The organism is Thalassotalea eurytherma, assembly GCF_030161415.1.
GTDB lineage: Bacteria > Pseudomonadota > Gammaproteobacteria > Enterobacterales > Alteromonadaceae > Thalassotalea_G > Thalassotalea_G eurytherma.
Map to the genome: position 1 here is coordinate 130,102 of NZ_BSSU01000002.1, position 19,454 is coordinate 149,555.

Below are 19,454 nucleotides of genomic sequence, written 5' to 3' on the forward strand. Positions count from 1 at the left end.
TATTCTAACCCGAGGTTTTTATTGGCTTGCGCCTTAATTTATTTAAATTGCAGAGTGACATTGTCTTCACCGAGCAATAACTTTAACTGGTGTAATAACTTATCAGCTGGCGTTACACGCCACTGAACGCCCAACTCTAGTGTTGCTTGCGCCTCTTCACGCAAATAATTCACCTTAACTGGGCAGGTACCGTCTTTGTACTCAGACAACACCTGACTAAATTGTTCAAAAAAGTTGTCATTAACAACTTGACGATCTAATGACAAATCAATGCTTTGAAGATAATTCTCCCGTGCATCGGTAATCGTCATTATATCGCGACCCGACATTGTAATACCACCGGAGTAATCATCAAAGCTGACCTGTCCGCTACAAACTAAAATAGCATCTTTTACCAAGATATCTTGGAACCTATCAAAGTCATCTGGAAACAGTCGCACATCGATACGCGCGCTCTTATCATCAAGCGTAACTAGTGCCCAACGTCGTCCACGTTTATTCACCAAAACACGTACGCCAATCACTAAACCAACGGCTGTCGCAGATTTATCTCTACCGGTTGGCTGCATACCAACTAAACGACTGGTTGCGTAGCGTTTTGTTTCTTTTAAGAATCGGTCAATCGGATGGCCAGTTAAATATAAGCCAAGCGTTTCTCGTTCACCATCTAGCCAAACTTCTTCAGGCCAAACAGGTACATCTTTAAAAGCCTGTCGCGTATCGTCCGGCTCTTCATTAATCAAGCCAAATAAATCATGTTGCCCAAGTGCTTGAGCCTTTGCATGCTGATCGGCGGCTTTAATAGCCTCGGATAAGGTTTCAAACATAGCGGCACGATGAGGACCTAAATTATCCATCGCACCCGCTTTAACCAAACGCTCTAATACACGCTTATTCGTTTTCTTGATATCAACGCGGGCACAAAAATCAAATAAATCAGCGAATGGACCTCCGGCATCACGTGCCTCAATAATGGCATCAATCGGCCCCTCACCTACCCCTTTAATTGCGCCAATGCCGTAAACAATTTCATTTTTTTCATTGACGGTAAACTTATGCAAACCTGAATTAACATCAGGAGGTAGCAAGGTTAACCCCATGTTCTTGCATTCATCAACCAAGGTTACAATTTTATCGGTGTTATCCATATCAGCAGACATTACCGCCGCCATAAATGGCGCAGGAAAGTGTGCTTTCATCCATAACGTTTGATATGAAACGAGTGCATAAGCAGCTGAGTGAGACTTGTTGAATCCATAGCCGGCGAATTTTTCAACCAAATCGAAGATTTTCATCGCCAATTCGCCGTCAATTCCGTTGTCTATTGCACCTTGTTCAAAACCAGCACGTTGCTTTGCCATTTCCTCTGGCTTTTTCTTACCCATTGCACGACGCAGCATGTCGGCGCCACCTAACGAATACCCAGCAAGTACCTGAGCAATCTGCATCACCTGCTCTTGATACAAGATAATGCCGTAGGTTGGTTCTAAAATTGGCTTTAAACTTTCATGTTGCCATGTAGAATCTGGATACGATATTTCCTCTCGCCCATGCTTACGCTCAATGAAGTTATCAACCATACCAGATTGCAGTGGCCCTGGTCGGAATAAGGCTACCAGTGCGATAATATCTTCAAAACAGTCGGGTTTTAGCTTATCAATCAGTGATTTCATACCACTTGATTCAAGCTGGAAAACAGCGGTTGTTTCTGACGCTAGCAGCAATTTAAATGATGCTTTGTCATCAAGAGGAATGGCCGCAATATTAATGGGCTCTTTCCCTTGTTTAAGCAACTTTTCATCGGCCATTTCTATCGCCCACTGCAAGATTGTCAGTGTTCGTAGACCTAAGAAGTCAAACTTAACCAGTCCGGCATCTTCAACATCGTTTTTATCAAATTGGGTAACAGGGTTTTTACCCTCTTCATCACAGTAAAGCGGCGCAAAATCAGTAATAGTTGTTGGCGAGATAACAACACCACCGGCATGTTTACCAGCATTTCTTGTTGTTCCTTCTAAAATGCGACACATATCGATAAGATCTTTAACATCACTATCTTGTTCGTACACTTCAGGTAAGCGTGGTTCAGCTTCAAAGGCTTTGGCAAGCGTCATGCCTGGATCAGGCGGAATTAACTTAGAGATACGATCAACGAATCCATAAGGATGGCCTAATACACGACCAACATCGCGTATTACCGCTTTCGCCGCCATGGTGCCGAAGGTAATAATTTGTGATACCGCATCACGGCCATACAACTCTGCTGTATGATCAATAACTTCATCACGTCTGTCCATACAGAAATCGACATCGAAATCCGGCATTGAGACACGTTCAGGGTTTAAGAATCGTTCGAATAGTAAGTCATATTCTAATGGATCTAAATCTGTGATTTTTTGTGCGTAAGCAACTAATGAACCGGCACCAGAGCCACGCCCTGGTCCAACAGGAATATTGTTATCTTTGCTCCATTGAATGAATTCCATTACGATTAAGAAATAACCTGGGAAACCCATATTATTGATTACTTCGAGTTCTATTTTTAATCGTTCATCATAAGGTTTACGCTTTTCTTCAAAGTCAGGCGCATCTTTGTCAAACAAAAATTCTAAGCGTTCTTGCAGGCCCTCTTCAGATACTTTAACTAAAAAATCTTCTATTGAGAGGCCATCTGTTGGGAAGTCAGGTAAAACATATTCACCAAGGGTGACAGTAACGTTGCATCGTTTGGCTATTTCAACGGAGTTGGCTAACGCTTCTGGAATATCAGCGAATAGCTCGCACATTTCTTCTTCTGAGCGCAAATATTGCTCAGAGCTATATTTTTTCGGACGACGCTTATCGTCTAAGGTATAGCCATCATGGATAGCAACACGAATTTCGTGCGCTTCAAATAATTCAGGAGCAATAAAGACAACTTCATTGGTAGCAACAACAGGAAGTTGAACTTGTTCTGCTAACTCGACCGCTAAATGAATATAATTCTCTTCGTTATCTCGACCCGTTCGAATAAGTTCTAGGTAAAATCTATCTGAAAAGTATTGTTGGTAAAAACCGACCATTTGTTCGACCAGGTCTTTATTACCTTTGATTAACGCCTTACCAATATCACCTTCAAGACCACCAGAAAGCAATATAAGCCCTTCACTGTACTCTACCAACCATTGCTTATCGAGTACGGCGCGGCCTTGAATATGACCACGCAAATAGGCTTTAGAGATGAGTTCAGTCAGGTTTTTGTAACCTTTGTTGTCTGTTGTGATGACAACTAAACGGAAAAGCTCATCGCCAAGCTCTTCACTTTGTACCCAAAAGTCAGTACCAATAATAGGCTTAATACCTGCGCCATGCGTTGCATGATAAAACTTCACTAAACCACATAAGTTCGTTTGATCAGTCAGAGCGATTGCCGGCATATTTAGCGCTTCAGCTTTAGCGACAATCGGCTTAACTTTATTTAAGCCATCAGACATTGAAAAGTCACTGTGCACGCGCAAGTGCACAAACTTTGGCGGTGGTAATTGGGTGTTTTCTCGTTCAGTATCTTCAGACATTTATTATTCTTATAGGGACTTATTATTTAATCACTAGGAATCATTTACCTTGTTGATTGGCAATCACTTTAGCAACGGGTTTAAAACTTCTTCGATAATTATCGAGCACACCGAGTTCAACAATCTTTTCCATATGCACTTTAGTTGGATAACCTTTATGGTTAGCAAAGCCATATTCAGGGTAAAGTTTATCTAATGCCAACATATCATTGTCTCGCTCAACCTTAGCAAGAATTGAAGCGGCACTAATCTCTGCGACGCGGGCATCGCCTTTGACAACAGCCATCGATGGAATACCTAATTCAGGACAACGATTTCCGTCGATCAAGACATGGTCTGGCTTAACAGATAAACCTTGTACCGCTTTTTGCATTGCAAGCATAGTAGCATGAAGTATGTTTAAGGTATCTATTTCTTCAGGAGAGCAACGACCGATAGACCAGGAAATCGCTTTTTCTTTTATTTCTAAGGCAAGTGCTGTGCGTTTTTTCTCAGACAGTTTTTTGGAGTCCATCAGCCCTTCAATAGGGTTATCTGGATCGAGAATCACGGCGGCGGTAACGACATCGCCAACAAGTGGACCACGCCCTACTTCATCAACACCGGCGATACAGTAGGCGACGGGATAAACAAAGGGTGGTAACTCAGTTTTTTTTTTCGTTTTGCGACTAGCAGGTTTTGAGGTGGTCATAACTAACTATTCATTAGGGCAATAATGGCTTGCGCTGATTTTTCATCTGCATTTTGTTTCAGCTCGTGGTGAATGGATTCAAAACGTGCTATTAATTGAGACTGATCTTCAAACAAGCGTTCTTCAATCGCTTTCGTTAAGTGCTCTACTTTGACGTCATGTTGTAAAAATTCTGGCACAATCTCTTCATTGGCTAGTAAATTTGGCAATGAAACCCACTTTAATTTCACCATACGTTTCGCAATTTGCCAGGTTAATCCATTGACTTTATAACAAACAACCATAGGTCGTTTGACCAAAGCTGCTTCAAGTGTCACTGTGCCTGAAGCAATCAGCAAACAGTCACTGGCAGCCATCGCTTGATGAGTTTGTCCAACAACTACATGCACGTTAACTTCAGGTGCTAGCGATTGATGCAACACATTAAACATATCCGCTTTTTCTTGACTGATCATCGGCACGACAAATTGAATATTATTATGCTTTTTGAGCAGGGCTTTAGCCGTTTCTAGGTAGTCTGGAATCAAAAGCTTCAGCTCGCCAGAGCGACTGCCCGGCATTAACGCTACAACCTTTTCATCACCAGCAACATCAAGCCCTAAGGCACTGCGTGCGGTGTTCTTTTCACTTACCATCGGGATTTGTTCAGCAAGTGTGTGACCGACAAATGTACACGGTACGTTATGTTTGTCGTAGAACGCTTTTTCAAACGGTAACAGCGACAACACCATATTGGTGGCGCGTGCTATTTTAAAAATACGCTTTTCACGCCATGCCCACACAGAAGGACTCACGTATTGAACTGTTTTAATACCTTTAGCTTTAAGCTTCTCTTCAAGCGTTAAATTAAAGTCAGGCGCATCAATACCAATAAAAACATCGGGTTGATTAGCACTAAAGTATTCAACTAAAGACTTTCGAACATGCAACAAACGTCGAATTCTGCCAAGTACTTCTACTATTCCCATGACGGCTAACTCTTCCATATCAAAAAGAGATTCAAAACCTAGGGCAAGCATTTTAGGGCCACCAATACCAATAAATTTGGCATCAGGGTAATGAGTTTTTAGCTGTGAAATAAGACCTGCACCAAGCGTATCACCTGAGTGTTCTCCAACGACAATGGCAAACGTAGGCGCAGTATCTAAAGTAGATGATGTCATAATCGCGACTATCGAATAATGCCGCGAGCTGAGTCTTTAACAAAGTTAGCAAAATCAGCAACTTGAGGTGTTTGTGATGCTAAACCCTGCATTTTCTCTATCGCTTCATCGGCATGCAAGCCTTGACGATATAAAATTTTATATGCTCGACGTACGTTTAAGATAGTTTCTTTATCAAAACCGCGACGTTTTAAGCCTTCTGAATTCAAACCAAAAGGTGATGCACTGTTGCCTGATGCCATGACAAAAGGCGGAATATCTTTAAGTACAAGCGAAGTGGCACCCACAAACGCATGAGAACCAATTTTACAAAACTGGTGAACGCCCGACATACCACCTAAAATAACCCAATCGCCAACTTGTACATGGCCTGCAACAGAGGCATTGTTTGCCATAATGCAGTGATTACCAATAATACAATCATGGGCAACATGGGTATAAGCCATAAATAAGTTATTAGAGCCTATTGCCGTTAAGCTGTTATCTTGCACGGTACCACGCTGAATGGTGGTACATTCACGAAAAATGTTATTGTCGCCAATCGTTAATTGAGTTGGCTCACCGGCATACTTTAAATCTTGGCATTCTTCACCAATACTGGCAAATTGAAAGAATCGATTATTTTTACCTACCGTTGTTGGGCCTTTAATAACAACATGGGAATTGATTTGGCAATCATCACCAATTTCAACATCAGCGCCAATTAAGCTATAGGCGCCAATACGAACGTTATTACCTATTTTGGCGCCAGGCTCAATAATCGCCGTTTCGTGAATTAAATTGTCTTGCATGTTTACTAAAGCTCTCTTCTTGCGCACATTAACTCTGCGCTACAAACTACTTTTCCATCTACTTTTGCTTCACCGTAGTACTTCCACATGTTTCGGCGCTCTTTTACAAACTCAATATGCAAATGAATCGTATCACCAGGAAATACTGGTCGTTTGAACTTTGCATTGTCTATTGAGGCAAATAAAAACATTTCGCTTTCGCTTTTAGGGTTGCCTTCTAATTCACTCGTTTTAAACCCTAACACACCACTCGCTTGAGCCATGGCTTCTAAAATCATCACACCTGGGAAAATGGCATAATCCGGAAAATGCCCTGTAAATACTGGCTCGTTGATCGTAACGTTTTTAATTGCGTGAATACTTTTACCTGGTTCTAAGTCAACGACTTTATCGACCAGCAACATTGGATAACGATGTGGGATTAACGTTTGAATTTCTTCAACGGATAGTGAAATTTGCTTACGTTCCAAGGTCATTCCTTACTTATCTTCTTTATTTAAAGACTCTACTTGAGAGCTTAAGGTCTTAACTTGCTTTTGAAGAGTCTCTAATCGATTAATTCTTGCATTGGCTTTTTGCCACGCTCTATTTGGCTGAGCAGGTAAACCCGATGAGTATACGCCAGCCTGTGTCGTGCTTTTTGTTACCATTGCCATGCCAGTAAAAATAGAGCCATCAGCAATATTAATATGACCATTAACACCTACCATGCCACCAAACATGCATTGTTTGCCAACGGTTGTGCTTCCCGCAATGATTGTACCACCTGCAATACAGGTGTTTTCACCTACGACAACATTGTGAGCTAAATGAATTTGATTATCTAAAATTACACCATCTTCAATAATAGTGTCTTCGAGTGCGCCTCGATCAATCGTAACACTCGCACCTATTTCAACTCGGTCGCCTACGACTACACCACCAAGTTGAGGAATTTTGATCCAGTTGCCCTTGTCATTAGCATAACCAAAACCATCACTACCAATAACCGTATTCGCTTGTACTAAACAATCTTGACCAATCGTAACGCCATGGTAAACACTGACATTGGCCCATAACTTCGAGTTATCACCAATTTTAGTGGCTTTACCAACAAAACAACCAGCGCCAATAATCGCACCGTTACCTAGCACGACGTTGTCTTCAATCACCGCATTGGCACCAATACAAACCCCCTGACCTAATTGAGCCGACTCGCTAATAATAGCACTTGGGTGAATATTTGTAGCCGGCGCAGGTGTGGTGTCAAGAAGCTGTGCAACTTTAGCAAAGCCTACGTAGGGGTTATCTAACACTAACGCATTTGTAGGGCACTCATCGACAGACGCTGGTGACAAAATTACCGCAGTAGCGCTGGTACCGGCCAATTGATCTTTATATTTTGCATTACTCAAAAAAGTGATCTGACCTGTTTGGGCATTTGCTAGGGTCGATAAACTAGAAACGGAGCAACTGTCATTTCCATGAACAGTGGCTCCGATTTTTTGCGCTAGCTCAGCTAGCGTATAATTTGCAATATTGCTCATTACTGTAATTTACTAACTTGCTCTACTACTTTTGAAGTTAAGTCAGCGTCAGGCTTAGCAAAAACAACTGCTTTTTGTTCTACAATGATGTCGAACTTTTCTTGATCAGCAAGGTTGTTAACCGCTTGACGAACCAAAGCTAAGATTTTGTTCGTTTCTTCGTTTTGACGCATCTGAATCTTTTGTTGTAACGCTTTACCTTTAGTTTGGTAATTTTGGAACAACTCAGCGATTTGCTTATTTAACTCTTCTTTTTCTTTTTCGCTCATTAATGCACCATCACGCTTTTGCTTTTCTTGATAGTACTTAATGTCTTTTTCAATTTGCGCTACTTCAGCTGTCTCATCTTTAAATTCAGCATTTAATGCCTGAACCATAGCTGCAGATTGTGGTAATTGCTTCATAATCGCTTGCACGTTAACAACACCTAATTTTTGGTCTGCTGCCATTGCTGCAGTTGATAATAGGGCTGTTGATGCTACGGCTGCGATAGCAGCTGTTTTAAATAACTTTTTCAAATCTATCTCCTAAAAAAAATTTGTTACTTAGACTTTATTATTAGAATGTTTGTCCAATATTGAAACTAAAGAAACTGGTATCATCATCTTCTTGCTCTTTTAATGCTTTAGCAAAGCTAAATACCATAGGTCCCATTGGTGAAATCCACTGTACAGATAAACCGGCTGAGCTACGGAATGTGTCAATATCAGAGTAGTCGACAATCTTGTTAAACTGATCCTGATCTAAATCACGGTAATCGTCAATATTAAATTCAGTATCCCATACGTTACCAATGTCTATAAATAAACTTGTACGTACACTATTACCATATGATTCATCAATCACAGGCACAGGGAATATCAATTCCAAACCACCTAGTGCTAATGCGTTACCACCAACTGAGCGTTGAGATAAATCAATAACATCATGATCTGGACCTAAACAACAACCACTTGAGCCACCGGCAGGATCTGGGCTACCCGGAATTTGTTGCGGGTAACGATAAATCGCTCGAGGACCAACGGTGTTGTTTTCAAAGCCACGTAAGGTGTCATTACCACCCGCTCTGAAGTTCTCCCAAAATGGTAATAACTGATCATTGCCATTTACTTTGCTATAACCGTTACCATAACCTAACTCTAATCTTGTTAAGAATGACCATTTTTGGTTACGAGTCAGCGGGAAATACCACTTACCATCAAAGTTAAGTTTAAAGTAATTAACATCTGAATTTGGTGTAGTCACCTTACCAGATAACGCCATTGATGAACCCGCTGTAGGGAATGTACCACGGTTTAACGTCACACGTGAAATTGAAGACGATAAATCAAAGGTTTTAAACTTCAGCTGTGCATCTGGGTTATTAGGATCTGAGTAAATTTCATAGAAGTTAGAAATTTGCTCATAGGTTTCTAATTGTGTGATGCCGTTACTCTTGTACGAAACACCCCAGTTGATACGGGTATATTCGTTAATGGGGTAGCCTAACGTTAAGCCAACACCGTATGTCTGGTTGTTATACTGTACAAGGTTAGCATTTCCTGCATCGAATTCTTGGTAGAAAATGTTACCACCAAGCGAGACACCATCAACGGTAAAGTATGGATCGGTATAAGATACTGATGCTGACTGAGAATATGTCACCGTATTGATATTAAAACCTAATCGGTTACCAGTACCTAAAAAGTTATTTTGCTGAATACCAGCATTCAAACTTAACTTAGTTGTTGAACCGTAACCAACACCCGCAGTAAATGAACCTGATGGCTGCTCTTTAATGTTGAAATCGATATCAACTAAGTCGTCTTCATTTGGTAATTGGTTTGTTTCAAACTCAACCGTTTCAATGTAAGGCAAACGAGCAATACGCGCCTTTGAACCTTCAACATTTGAGTTTGATAACCATGCACCTTCAAATTGGCGTAACTCACGACGTAATACATCATCAGCGGTAACATGGTTACCTTCAAAGTTGATACGGTTTACGTAGATACGTTTACCAGGGTCTACCGAAAGCGTCAGTTTTACGGTTTTATCTTCATCATTAATATCAGGGATAACTGTTACTTTAGGATAAGCGTAACCGAATCGACCTAGGAACTTACTGATAGAGTCTTCAGTATAGGTAACCAAAGCACCGTTATATAGTTCATCTGTCCTTAATGGGTTAATTGCTTCAATTGTTTTTTCAAAGCCAGCCATATCACCCATGTAGTCGATTTCACTGATAGTGTACTTTTCACCTTCAGTCACGTTAAGCGTGATATAAACACCTTTTTTATCGGGTGTCATTGAAACCTGGGTTGAGTCAACTTTAAAGCGTAAGTAACCCTTATCAAGATAGTGAGAGTTTATGGTCTCCATATCACCTTGTAAGGTTTGCTTTTGATAGCGATCTTGTGCCATGAAGTTCCACCAAGGAGAACCGAAGGTTAATTCAATGTTTTCCAATACCTCGGCATCAGAAAACACTTCATTACCAACCACGTTAATTTGTTCAATTGAAGCGGCATCGCCCTCATCAAAATTAAACTTAATTTTTACACGGTTTCGAGGTAAGTGGGTGACTTCAGCGGTTACGTCAGCGTTATACTTTCCAACACTGTGGTAAAAGTCTTCAAGGCCTTTTTCGATACCTGAAATAACGGTACTATCTAACGTTTCACCAACACGGATATCACTACTATCAAGACTTTCAGTTAACTGTTCATCTTTTAGATCTTTGTTACCTTCGTATTCTATTTCACTAATGGTTTCACGTTCTTGAATTTTAAAAATTAAACGCGTGCCATCTCTAAAAACGGCAATATTGTTAAAGTGACCTGATTTATAAAGTGACTTAATTGATTGCGAAATACGAAATTCATTTAAAGTGTCACCTACGTTAAAAGGAATATGCGTAAGCGCAGCACCTAGTGCTACACGTTGCAATCCTTGGACGTCAATATCCGTCACAATAAATTCTGGTTCAGCTGCTGTCGCTGTAGTTCCTAATGTGCCTAATAATACGGCTAAGGCTATTTTTTTAATTGTCATACTCAGTTTATTCTACTTCTGTTTACAGCCGTGAGATGTCATTAACTATTGCGATGCTCATTAAGGCTAATAAAATTAACGCACCGAATCGAAAACCCATTTCTTGTATTTTTTCAGGAACAGGCTTTCCTGTTAAAAGTTCTATAAGGTAATAAAGTAAGTGCCCGCCATCAAGTACTGGAAGGGGTAAAAGGTTAATTATTCCCAAATTAATGCTAATTAAGGCTAAAAAGCTTAAAAAATACACAATTCCATAACCCGCACTTGAACCTGCTCCTTGGGCTATTGATATTGGACCACTTAAATTATTTACCGAAACATCGCCCGTTATGAGTTTGCCTATCATGTCGAAACTTAACGTAATTAACTGCCATGTTTTGCCTAAAGCTTGTGGTAGCGCTTCAAGTGGACCATAGGTTAAGTCAATTAAGTATTCTTCAGGATATGGCTCGCTTTTAGGAGAGACGCCAAGGTAACCTTGTTCTTTCCCGTTTACTGTTCTACTTGCCAGCTTGACGGGTATTGTTAGTTCTTCGACCGTTGAATTTTGCTTACGTTCAACTGTAAGTAAAACTTCTTCATCGGCGTATTCTTTTATTGAATTAGAGAGCAACTGCCAATCATCTTTTATCGCAATGCCATTAAATGCAGTGATGTAATCACCAACAAGCAAACCTGCGTCACCAGCGGGTGTTCCCTTACCCACAGCAATCAGCTCAGGCTTAGTATTCGTTTGATAAGGTTTGATCCCTAAACTCGCTAATGACGATTGCTGCTCAGGCTGAAAACTCCACTCGCTTGTATTGAGTACATAAGGTTTTTGAAATTGGCTATCAGGCAATTGCGCTGTTAATGCGATGGTATCATTACCAATTTGACTAACTATCGCTAAATTAACATCTTGCCAATCACGTGTACGCTGACCGTCTATTGAAATGATTTCAGAACGCTCGGGGACATTGACCTGAGCAAATATTGAGTTTGGCTCCGCTTCACCAACAATAGGTTTAACACTTGGAACACCAATTAAAAACATTAAATAAAATGCGAATATCGCAAAAATAAAATTAGCGATAGGACCTGCGGCAACAACCGCAATACGTTGGTAAACAGATTTACTATTGAAGGTAACATGCTGATCTTCTGGTGCGACATCGTCAACACGTTCATCGAGCATTTTTACGTAACCACCAAGGGGAATAAGTGCTACGACAAACTCAGTACCTGTTTTGTCAACTTTGCGCCAAATTGGCTTACCAAAGCCAACTGAAAAACGTATCACTTTGATACCGTTTTTACGCGCTACCCAATAATGGCCGTATTCGTGAACCGTCACCAATATTCCAAGGGCTACGACAAATGAGGCTAAATTCCAGAAAAAATCAAACATGGCGTTACTGCATTGCTTTTAGAGTAGTTATGGCAAATTCTCTTGCTCGACCATCTAAGTCAAGCACGTCGTCGATTGTTATTACTTGTTCTAAGACAAACTTTTTAACTGAAGTTTCATTTATTTTAAAAATATCAGTAAATTTAATTTGCTCATTCAAAAATGCTTCAACGGCTATTTCATTTGCAGCGTTAAGCGCAGTGCAAGCAGCCTGCCCAGCTTTACATGCCTCGATAGCCAACTTTAAGTTTGGATATCTTTCAAAGTCAGGCGCTTGAAAGTCAAAAGATGCTGTTGTGAAAAAGTCTAGATTATCAACACCAGCGTCAACCCGCTTTGGATAGGCAAGTGCATGAGCGATTGGCGTGCGCATATCTGGATTTCCCATTTGCGCTAATACACTACCATCTTTATATTGCACCATTGAATGAATAGTAGATTGAGGATGAAGAACAACCTGAATGTCTTCAGGCGCAACATTAAACAACCATTTAGCTTCTATAAATTCTAAGCCTTTATTCATCATGGTTGCAGAATCAACCGAAATTTTTCGTCCCATATCCCAATTTGGGTGCTTACACGCTTGTGCAGGCGTAATGGTATCAAAATCTGCTAATGGGTATGTTCTAAATGGACCACCAGACCCCGTTAATAAAAGCTTGTTAACGCCATTATCTTTTAGCTGACATTCACCAACGTGTTGTTGTTCAGCCCAAGGTAAACATTGATAAATCGCATTATGTTCACTATCAATCGGTAATAGCGTCGCATTTGATTGCTTTAAAGCATCAATAAATATTTTACCAGAGGTGACTAACGCTTCTTTATTGGCTAACAACACGCGTTTGTCGGCTTTGATTGCTTGGTAAGTAGGTAAGAGCCCCGCTGCACCAACAATTGCAGCCATAATGGTATCGGTTGACTCATCAACCACTAATTCACAAAGTGCAGCTTCGCCTGAAAGCACTTCAATTGATAAGTTAGCATCGTTCAGTCGCTGGGCAAGTTCTTTAGCGTGAGGCTCTGATACTAACGCTACACGACGAGGAGAAAAGGTTCGACACTGTTCAAAGATAACATCAACATTAGTATTAGCAGCTAAGCTTGCCACTTGAAATAACTCAGGGTTACGTTGGATAACATCAAGCGTACTAACACCTATAGAGCCTGTTGACCCTAAAATACAAATTTGATGCATAAATTACCAACCAATGAAGATATAGCAGAGCGCGAAAACAGGTGCAGTAGACGTTAGACTGTCTATACGATCTAAAATACCACCATGGCCTGGTAAAATACTGCCTGAATCCTTAACACCGGCTTGGCGTTTAAACATGCTTTCGTTTAAATCACCTAACACTGAAATAGTGGTAATTAACATGGTAACTAACAGTACTTGCGTAAATTGCGTTGAATTCCATTCAAGTACATAACCAACTGCTACAACTAATAAACACGCGCTAACGACACCACCGATAAACCCTTCAAGCGTTTTACCAGGGCTCACATTCGGCATAAGCTTATGTTTACCTATCGATTTACCGACAAAATATGCGCCTATATCTGCAGACCAAACCAAGCCAAATAAAAACATCATGAGCTGTGCACCATGATAAGGGTCGGATGAATAATCTACACTTCGAACAATCATTAAAGCAAACCCTGCAGGCACAAGCGTTAGCCAACCAAACACACCACGCACACTGCGGTGACTTGACCAAAACGCACTGCATTTAGGGTAAACAAACGTTAAAAAGGCAGAAAGTAACCACCATATAGAGGCTACCCACAAAACAATTTTAGCGTTAGCCGCGATGTTTCCTTCAGGTGTCCATAATTGGTCGATGGGCATAAATGAGAACAATAGACCTAACAGGACAACATTCGATAAACTAAATAGCATGCGTTTACCTTTTGAAGTAATGCCCATTAAAGGACCCCACTCCCAAGCACCTAAGCCGATTAATACGAAGAGTAACCAAGCAAAATTTTGCAATGACAGGTAAAAAATAGCTGCAATAGCACAAGGTGCTAATACGACTGCAGTTAATACGCGTTTAAGTAACAAGGGGTAATCCTTTTTATTATTTCTGTTTAACTTGATCGCCGGTTTTACCAAAACGTCGTTCACGTTGTGTAAACGCCTCAAGCGCTAATTGGAACTGCTTCTCGTCAAAGTCAGGCCATAACGTTTCGGTAAAATAAAACTCCGCATATGCAGATTGCCACAGTAAAAAGTTACTAATGCGGTAATCGCCACCGGTTCTAATTAACAAATCAAGCTCGGCAAACTCAGATAAAGATGTTTGTTCATCTAGTGTTTGCTCTGTTATTTCATCAAGGGCCAATTCATCATTTTGAACCCTTTGAGCTAACTTTTTCGCCGCTTGGGTTATATCCCAACGACCACCATAGTTAGCGGCAATAGATAATACCATGCCGGTATTGTTTTCGGTTAATGATTCAGCTTTTGCGATATTGCGCTTTAACTTATCAGAAAAGCGAGACAAATCACCAATCACTTTGAACCGAATATCATTTTTATGTAAGCGCTTAACCTCTTTCGTTAAGACATACATAAACAAATCCATAAGTACTGAAACTTCTTGTTCTGGACGTTGCCAGTTTTCACTACTAAAAGCAAATAAAGTTAGCGCCTTTACGCCTAGCTTTCTAGCCGTTGACACGGTTGAGCGAACACTTTCTACACCCGCTTTATGACCAGCAACTCTTTTATTTCCTCGCATTTGCGCCCAACGACCATTCCCATCCATGATGATTGCAACATGCTTAGGAATAATAATGTCTTGTTGTACAGCCGCAATAGTTTCGCCCACGTTAACTCCTTTATACAAAAACGCCGTAGTTATTATCTACGGCGTAGTTGAATTAGCAATGAAAACCTTAGATTTCCATTAACTCAGCTTCTTTTTCAGCTAAAATAGCGTCAACTTGTTTAACAAATGTATCAGTGATCTTTTGGATCTCATCTTCAGCTTGATGCATTTCATCGTCACTGATTTCTTTTTCTTTGTTTAGTGCTTTAATATCAGAATTAGCATCACGGCGAATATTACGAATAGCCACTTTGCCATTTTCAGCTTCACCTTTCACAACTTTAACTAAGTCTTTACGACGTTCTTCTGTTAACGGAGGAAGCGGAATACGAATCAACGTACCTTGTGACGCTGGATTTAAACCCAAGTCAGATTTTAAAATCGCTTTTTCAACAGCGCCGATCATTCCTTTATCAAAAACAGTAATAGCTAGTGTGCGTGCATCTGGTACAGACACGTTACCTACTTGGTTAAGCGGTGTATCCATACCGTAATATTCAACCGTTACATTGTCTAATAACGACGGATGTGCACGACCAGTGCGAACTTTGTTTAAATTAAGTTTAAGCGACTCTACGCTTTTGCCCATACGCTCTTTAGCGTCTTGTTTAATTTCGTCATTCACAATAAATATCCTTGGTAATTAACCTATACAAATATAGGTGGTATCACTTAATAATTTCTAAATCTATGCGTTTTCAGCGTGATCAATGGTTGTGCCTTCGGCTTCACCCATAATCACATTTTTTAGTGCGCCAGGTTTATTCATGTTAAAAACACGAATTGGCATTGAATGATCTCTGGCAAGTGTAAACGCAGCCAAATCCATTACTTTTAATTCTTTCTCTAGTACCGCTTGGTACGTTAAATGGTGATAAAGCTCAGCATCTGGGTTTTTCACTGGATCATCTGAGTAAATACCATCCACTTTCGTAGCTTTTAATACGGCATCGGCTTCGATTTCAATACCACGTAAACACGCAGCAGAATCTGTGGTGAAGAAAGGATTACCCGTACCGGCACTGAAAATGACCACGCGGCCTGATTTTAATAAGCTAATGGCTTCAGCCCAGTTATAGGTATCACAAACACCCGCTAAATCGATGGCAGACATTAAACGTGCGTTAACAAATGCACGATGCAGAGCATCACGCATAGCTAAGCCGTTCATTACTGTGGCTAGCATGCCCATTTGGTCACCAACGACTCGGTTCATGCCCGCTTCTGCTAAGCCAGCACCGCGGAATAAATTACCACCACCGATAACAAGACCCACTTGTATGCCCATTTCAACAAGTTCTTTAATTTCTTGAGCCATACGATCTAGGACTTTTGGATCAATACCAAAACCTTCGTCGCCCATTAAGGCTTCACCACTAAGTTTTAAAAGAATTCTACGATAAACGGGTTTAGGATTGGTGCTCATAAATATTTTCCTGTTGATAAAAGCTAGCCTTTTAGGCCCAACTTAGGCCGCCAATATTCTACTTGTTTTTTTTGACTATCTAAAGGTTAAAGTAAAAATTAGTGACTGTTCGTATCAAATTTAGCCTAAAATAGTAACTTGTTGAAATAAACAGCACTATTAAGAAGAGAACCACAAAACTAGACCTTGAACAAGACCAAGCGTCGTTTTACAAATCACGGCAATTTCATTTGCCCCAAACAAAAAAAGAGCTACCCGTGGGTAGCTCTTTTCAAAATCTTTATCAAAAACATACTCAATAAACTGTGTTCAAAACACTATATCGAGTCAAAAAGATTATTCGCCTTTAGCAGCTGCAATTTGTGCTTCTACTTCAGCAGCAAAATCTTCTTCTTTCTTCTCGATACCTTCACCAACTTCTAAACGAGTGAAGCTAGTAATAGTTACACCTTTCTCTTTTAAAATGTCACCAACAGTTCGCTTTGGTTCCATGATGAAAGCTTGACCAGTTAAAGAAATTTCACCAGTAAATTTCTTCATACGACCAGTAACCATTTTCTCAGCGATTTCAGCAGGCTTGCCTTCATTCATCGCGATATCGATTTGGATTGCTTTTTCTTTCTCAACTACTTCAGCTGGAACATCTTCAGGGTTAACAAACTCTGGCTTAGACGCAGCAACGTGCATAGCGATGTGCTTTAATGTTTCAGCATCACCGTTACCTGAAACTACAACACCAATTTTTGCACCGTGCTTGTATGAAGCTAGCGTTTCGCCTTCAACATATTCAACACGACGTACATTGATGTTTTCACCAATTTTAGCAACTAAAGCGATACGCTCTTCTTCAAACTTCGCTTGTAAGTCTGCAATTGCTAATTTTTCAGCTGCAGCTACTTCAGCAACTTTGTTAGCAAACGCTAAGAAGTTGTCATCTTTAGCTACGAAGTCTGTTTGACAGTTAACTTCAACTAATGCACCACCATTGATGATGATTTGACCATCAGCAGCGATATTACCAGCTTTTTTAGCTGCTTTCGCTTGACCTGATTTACGCATGTTTTCAATTGCAAGTTCCATATCGCCATCAACTTCTTGAAGCGCTTTCTTACAATCCATCATGCCAGCGCCAGTACGCTCGCGTAATTCTTTTACTAATGCAGCAGTAATTGCCATGAGTAAATTCCTCGATTTAACAAGAGATAGTATCTAAAATGCGAAGCTCTGCTTCGCATTTTAGAAATTAAAAAAGGTTTATTTTGTAAGCTTATTCAGCTTCAACAAAACCGTCTTTTTCAGCAGCAACAGCGATGTTCTGCTCACGACCTTCTACTACTGCGTTAGCAGCTGAGTCTGTGTATAAAGTAATTGCACGGATTGCATCGTCGTTACCAGGAACGATGTAATCAACACCATCTGGGTTCGAGTTAGTATCAACAACAGCAATTACTGGAATACCTAAGTTGTTTGCTTCTTTAATAGCAATGTGCTCGTGGTCTGCATCAATAATGAAGATAGCGTCAGGTAAGCCACCCATGTTTTTGATACCGCCTAAGCTTTTCTCAAGTTTTTCCATTTCACGAGTACGCATTAATGCTTCTTTTTTAGTTAAAGCATCGAAAGTACCGTCTGTGCTTTGCGTTTCAAGATCTTTTAAACGCTTGATAGATTGACGAACTGTTTTCCAGTTAGTCAACATACCACCTAACCAACGGTGGTCTACGTAAAATTGATCACATTTGATCGCCGCTTCACGAACTGATTGAGATGCAGCACGCTTAGTACCAACGAATAAGATTTTACCTTTCTTAGAGCTTACGCCAGATAAGAAAGCTAAAGCTTCGTTGAACATTGGAACAGTTTGTTCTAAGTTGATGATATGAACTTTATCACGAGCACCGAAGATGTAAGACTTCATTTTCGGGTTCCAGTAACGAGTTTTGTGACCGAAGTGAACACCCGCTTTAAGCATATCGCGCATAGAAACGTTTGGCATGATTTTTCCTCTTGGGGTTAAGCGTTCATACATCCAATATACACGACTCCTATCAGCATATAGACTATGCTTTGAGCACCCCGGTATACCTTTGCAAGATGTATGTGAGTTTAAATAAATACTGACACATTAGTGTGACAGTACGGTTAAAAATTTTCGCCAAACACACATCAAATAAGGTTGAATAGTGTTTTTAGCGGCGCACTTTATACCATATCCCGGCTTTTTAAACCAGTAATTTTGTTAATAATGTTTAGAAAAACAACAAACAATGCTTTTTTAATACTGAAATGAGAAATCAGGCAGAATTTCACCAATAAATTATTAAAATAATTCACCTGAACATAGCTAAGTTTTCGATAAACAGATAAAATTATCGGCTTAGATAAATCATTCACACATATGGCTGAACTATGAACGCAGAGCTAATCTTTATTTATGATACGCATTGCCCTTGGAGTTATGCGACAAGTGCACTAGTTGAAGAAATTGCCAACGCTTTTCCTGATATGAAATTGAACTTATGGCACTGTGGCTATTTTCAAGGTGATCAAGCAGTTGATGAGTCCCAAATTAAAAATGTTGAAGCTGACAGCAACATACGCTTTACCCAAAACTACAAAAAAGCGTTACCGAACGAGCCAGACTCAACAATGGCGGCTAACCTAACTGCATGGGCAAATAATAAAGCTAATCATCAAGCGATTGAATTGATTAAAACCATTCAAAAAGCACATTTTGAAAACGGCTTATCAATGGACTCAAAAGCAGAGCTTAGCGATATCGCCACACAGTTGAAAATGTCGCCACCAGCTAAAGTATTTAAAAATGATATGTTTTCCAAAGATGCAGAATTTATCATACAAGATATTTTTGATTTACAAGAAGTAATTGGCACGCAATCAATTCCTGCTCTTTTACTAGCGTTTGATGATAATTTAGTATTGTTAAACCATAACTTATATTTAACAGAACCAAGTGCTATTGTTGAAGCCGTTAAATTAGAACTTAAGGCTTAACAGATAAACAAGCTAACGAATAGAG

The 19,454-nt window shown here is 40.1% G+C and carries 17 protein-coding genes; 1 reads left to right on the plus strand and 16 read right to left on the minus strand.

Annotation, left to right across the window (positions count from 1 at the left end; translation table 11 throughout):
- Positions 1-38: 38 nt before the first annotated feature.
- The 16 genes from dnaE to rpsB form a co-directional block, all read right to left on the minus strand.
- Positions 39-3,554, minus strand: coding sequence for a DNA polymerase III subunit alpha (dnaE, locus tag QQK02_RS01990; RefSeq protein ID WP_284206269.1), 3,516 nt, complete (start codon positions 3,552-3,554; stop codon positions 39-41).
- Between the two features lie 40 nt (positions 3,555-3,594).
- Positions 3,595-4,245 (minus strand): ribonuclease HII, encoded by a 651-nt coding sequence (gene rnhB, locus QQK02_RS01995; RefSeq protein WP_284206270.1) that lies wholly within the window; start codon positions 4,243-4,245, stop codon positions 3,595-3,597.
- 2 nt (positions 4,246-4,247) lie between these two features.
- Positions 4,248-5,408: a lipid-A-disaccharide synthase gene (gene lpxB, locus QQK02_RS02000; protein ID WP_284206271.1), complete on the minus strand. Its 1,161-nt coding sequence runs from the start codon at positions 5,406-5,408 to the stop codon at positions 4,248-4,250.
- Positions 5,409-5,416: 8 nt separating this feature from the next.
- Complete coding sequence (lpxA, locus tag QQK02_RS02005) at positions 5,417-6,199, minus strand: acyl-ACP--UDP-N-acetylglucosamine O-acyltransferase (RefSeq protein ID WP_284206272.1); 783 nt, start codon at positions 6,197-6,199, stop codon at positions 5,417-5,419.
- A gap of 5 nt (positions 6,200-6,204) precedes the next feature.
- Positions 6,205-6,675, minus strand: a complete 471-nt coding sequence (gene fabZ / locus QQK02_RS02010) for a 3-hydroxyacyl-ACP dehydratase FabZ (protein ID WP_284206273.1) — start codon at positions 6,673-6,675, stop codon at positions 6,205-6,207.
- A gap of 3 nt (positions 6,676-6,678) precedes the next feature.
- On the minus strand, positions 6,679-7,725 hold the full coding sequence (gene lpxD, locus QQK02_RS02015) for a UDP-3-O-(3-hydroxymyristoyl)glucosamine N-acyltransferase (protein ID WP_284206274.1): 1,047 nt from the start codon (positions 7,723-7,725) through the stop codon (positions 6,679-6,681).
- A complete protein-coding gene (locus QQK02_RS02020) occupies positions 7,725-8,243 on the minus strand; it encodes an OmpH family outer membrane protein (protein WP_284206275.1) in 519 nt (172 codons plus the stop codon). The genes lpxD and QQK02_RS02020 overlap by 1 nt, the downstream gene beginning before the upstream one ends.
- A gap of 40 nt (positions 8,244-8,283) precedes the next feature.
- Positions 8,284-10,761, minus strand: coding sequence for an outer membrane protein assembly factor BamA (bamA, locus tag QQK02_RS02025; RefSeq protein WP_284206276.1), 2,478 nt, complete (start codon positions 10,759-10,761; stop codon positions 8,284-8,286).
- A gap of 22 nt (positions 10,762-10,783) precedes the next feature.
- Positions 10,784-12,151, minus strand: coding sequence for a sigma E protease regulator RseP (gene rseP / locus QQK02_RS02030; protein WP_284206277.1), 1,368 nt, complete (start codon positions 12,149-12,151; stop codon positions 10,784-10,786).
- A 4-nt stretch (positions 12,152-12,155) separates the two neighbouring features.
- Positions 12,156-13,349 (minus strand): 1-deoxy-D-xylulose-5-phosphate reductoisomerase, encoded by a 1,194-nt coding sequence (gene ispC, locus QQK02_RS02035; protein WP_284206278.1) that lies wholly within the window; start codon positions 13,347-13,349, stop codon positions 12,156-12,158.
- 3 nt (positions 13,350-13,352) lie between these two features.
- The gene (locus tag QQK02_RS02040; protein ID WP_284206279.1) at positions 13,353-14,219 is read right to left on the minus strand and encodes a phosphatidate cytidylyltransferase; all 867 of its coding nucleotides are present in this window, start codon (positions 14,217-14,219) and stop codon (positions 13,353-13,355) included.
- A 16-nt stretch (positions 14,220-14,235) separates the two neighbouring features.
- Positions 14,236-14,988, minus strand: a complete 753-nt coding sequence (locus QQK02_RS02045; protein WP_284206280.1) for an isoprenyl transferase — start codon at positions 14,986-14,988, stop codon at positions 14,236-14,238.
- A 67-nt stretch (positions 14,989-15,055) separates the two neighbouring features.
- Positions 15,056-15,613, minus strand: a complete 558-nt coding sequence (frr, locus tag QQK02_RS02050) for a ribosome recycling factor (RefSeq protein ID WP_284206281.1) — start codon at positions 15,611-15,613, stop codon at positions 15,056-15,058.
- Between the two features lie 63 nt (positions 15,614-15,676).
- Positions 15,677-16,414, minus strand: coding sequence for a UMP kinase (gene pyrH / locus QQK02_RS02055; RefSeq protein ID WP_284206283.1), 738 nt, complete (start codon positions 16,412-16,414; stop codon positions 15,677-15,679).
- A gap of 336 nt (positions 16,415-16,750) precedes the next feature.
- Positions 16,751-17,590, minus strand: coding sequence for a translation elongation factor Ts (gene tsf / locus QQK02_RS02060; protein ID WP_284206284.1), 840 nt, complete (start codon positions 17,588-17,590; stop codon positions 16,751-16,753).
- A 91-nt stretch (positions 17,591-17,681) separates the two neighbouring features.
- Entirely contained in the window at positions 17,682-18,410 is a 729-nt protein-coding gene (gene rpsB / locus QQK02_RS02065; RefSeq protein WP_284206285.1) for a 30S ribosomal protein S2, read from the minus strand.
- 413 nt (positions 18,411-18,823) lie between these two features.
- On the opposite strand from rpsB, the gene QQK02_RS02070 reads away from it, so the two are divergent.
- A complete protein-coding gene (locus QQK02_RS02070; RefSeq protein ID WP_284206286.1) occupies positions 18,824-19,429 on the plus strand; it encodes a DsbA family protein in 606 nt (201 codons plus the stop codon).
- The last annotated feature ends 25 nt before the right edge of the window (positions 19,430-19,454 follow it).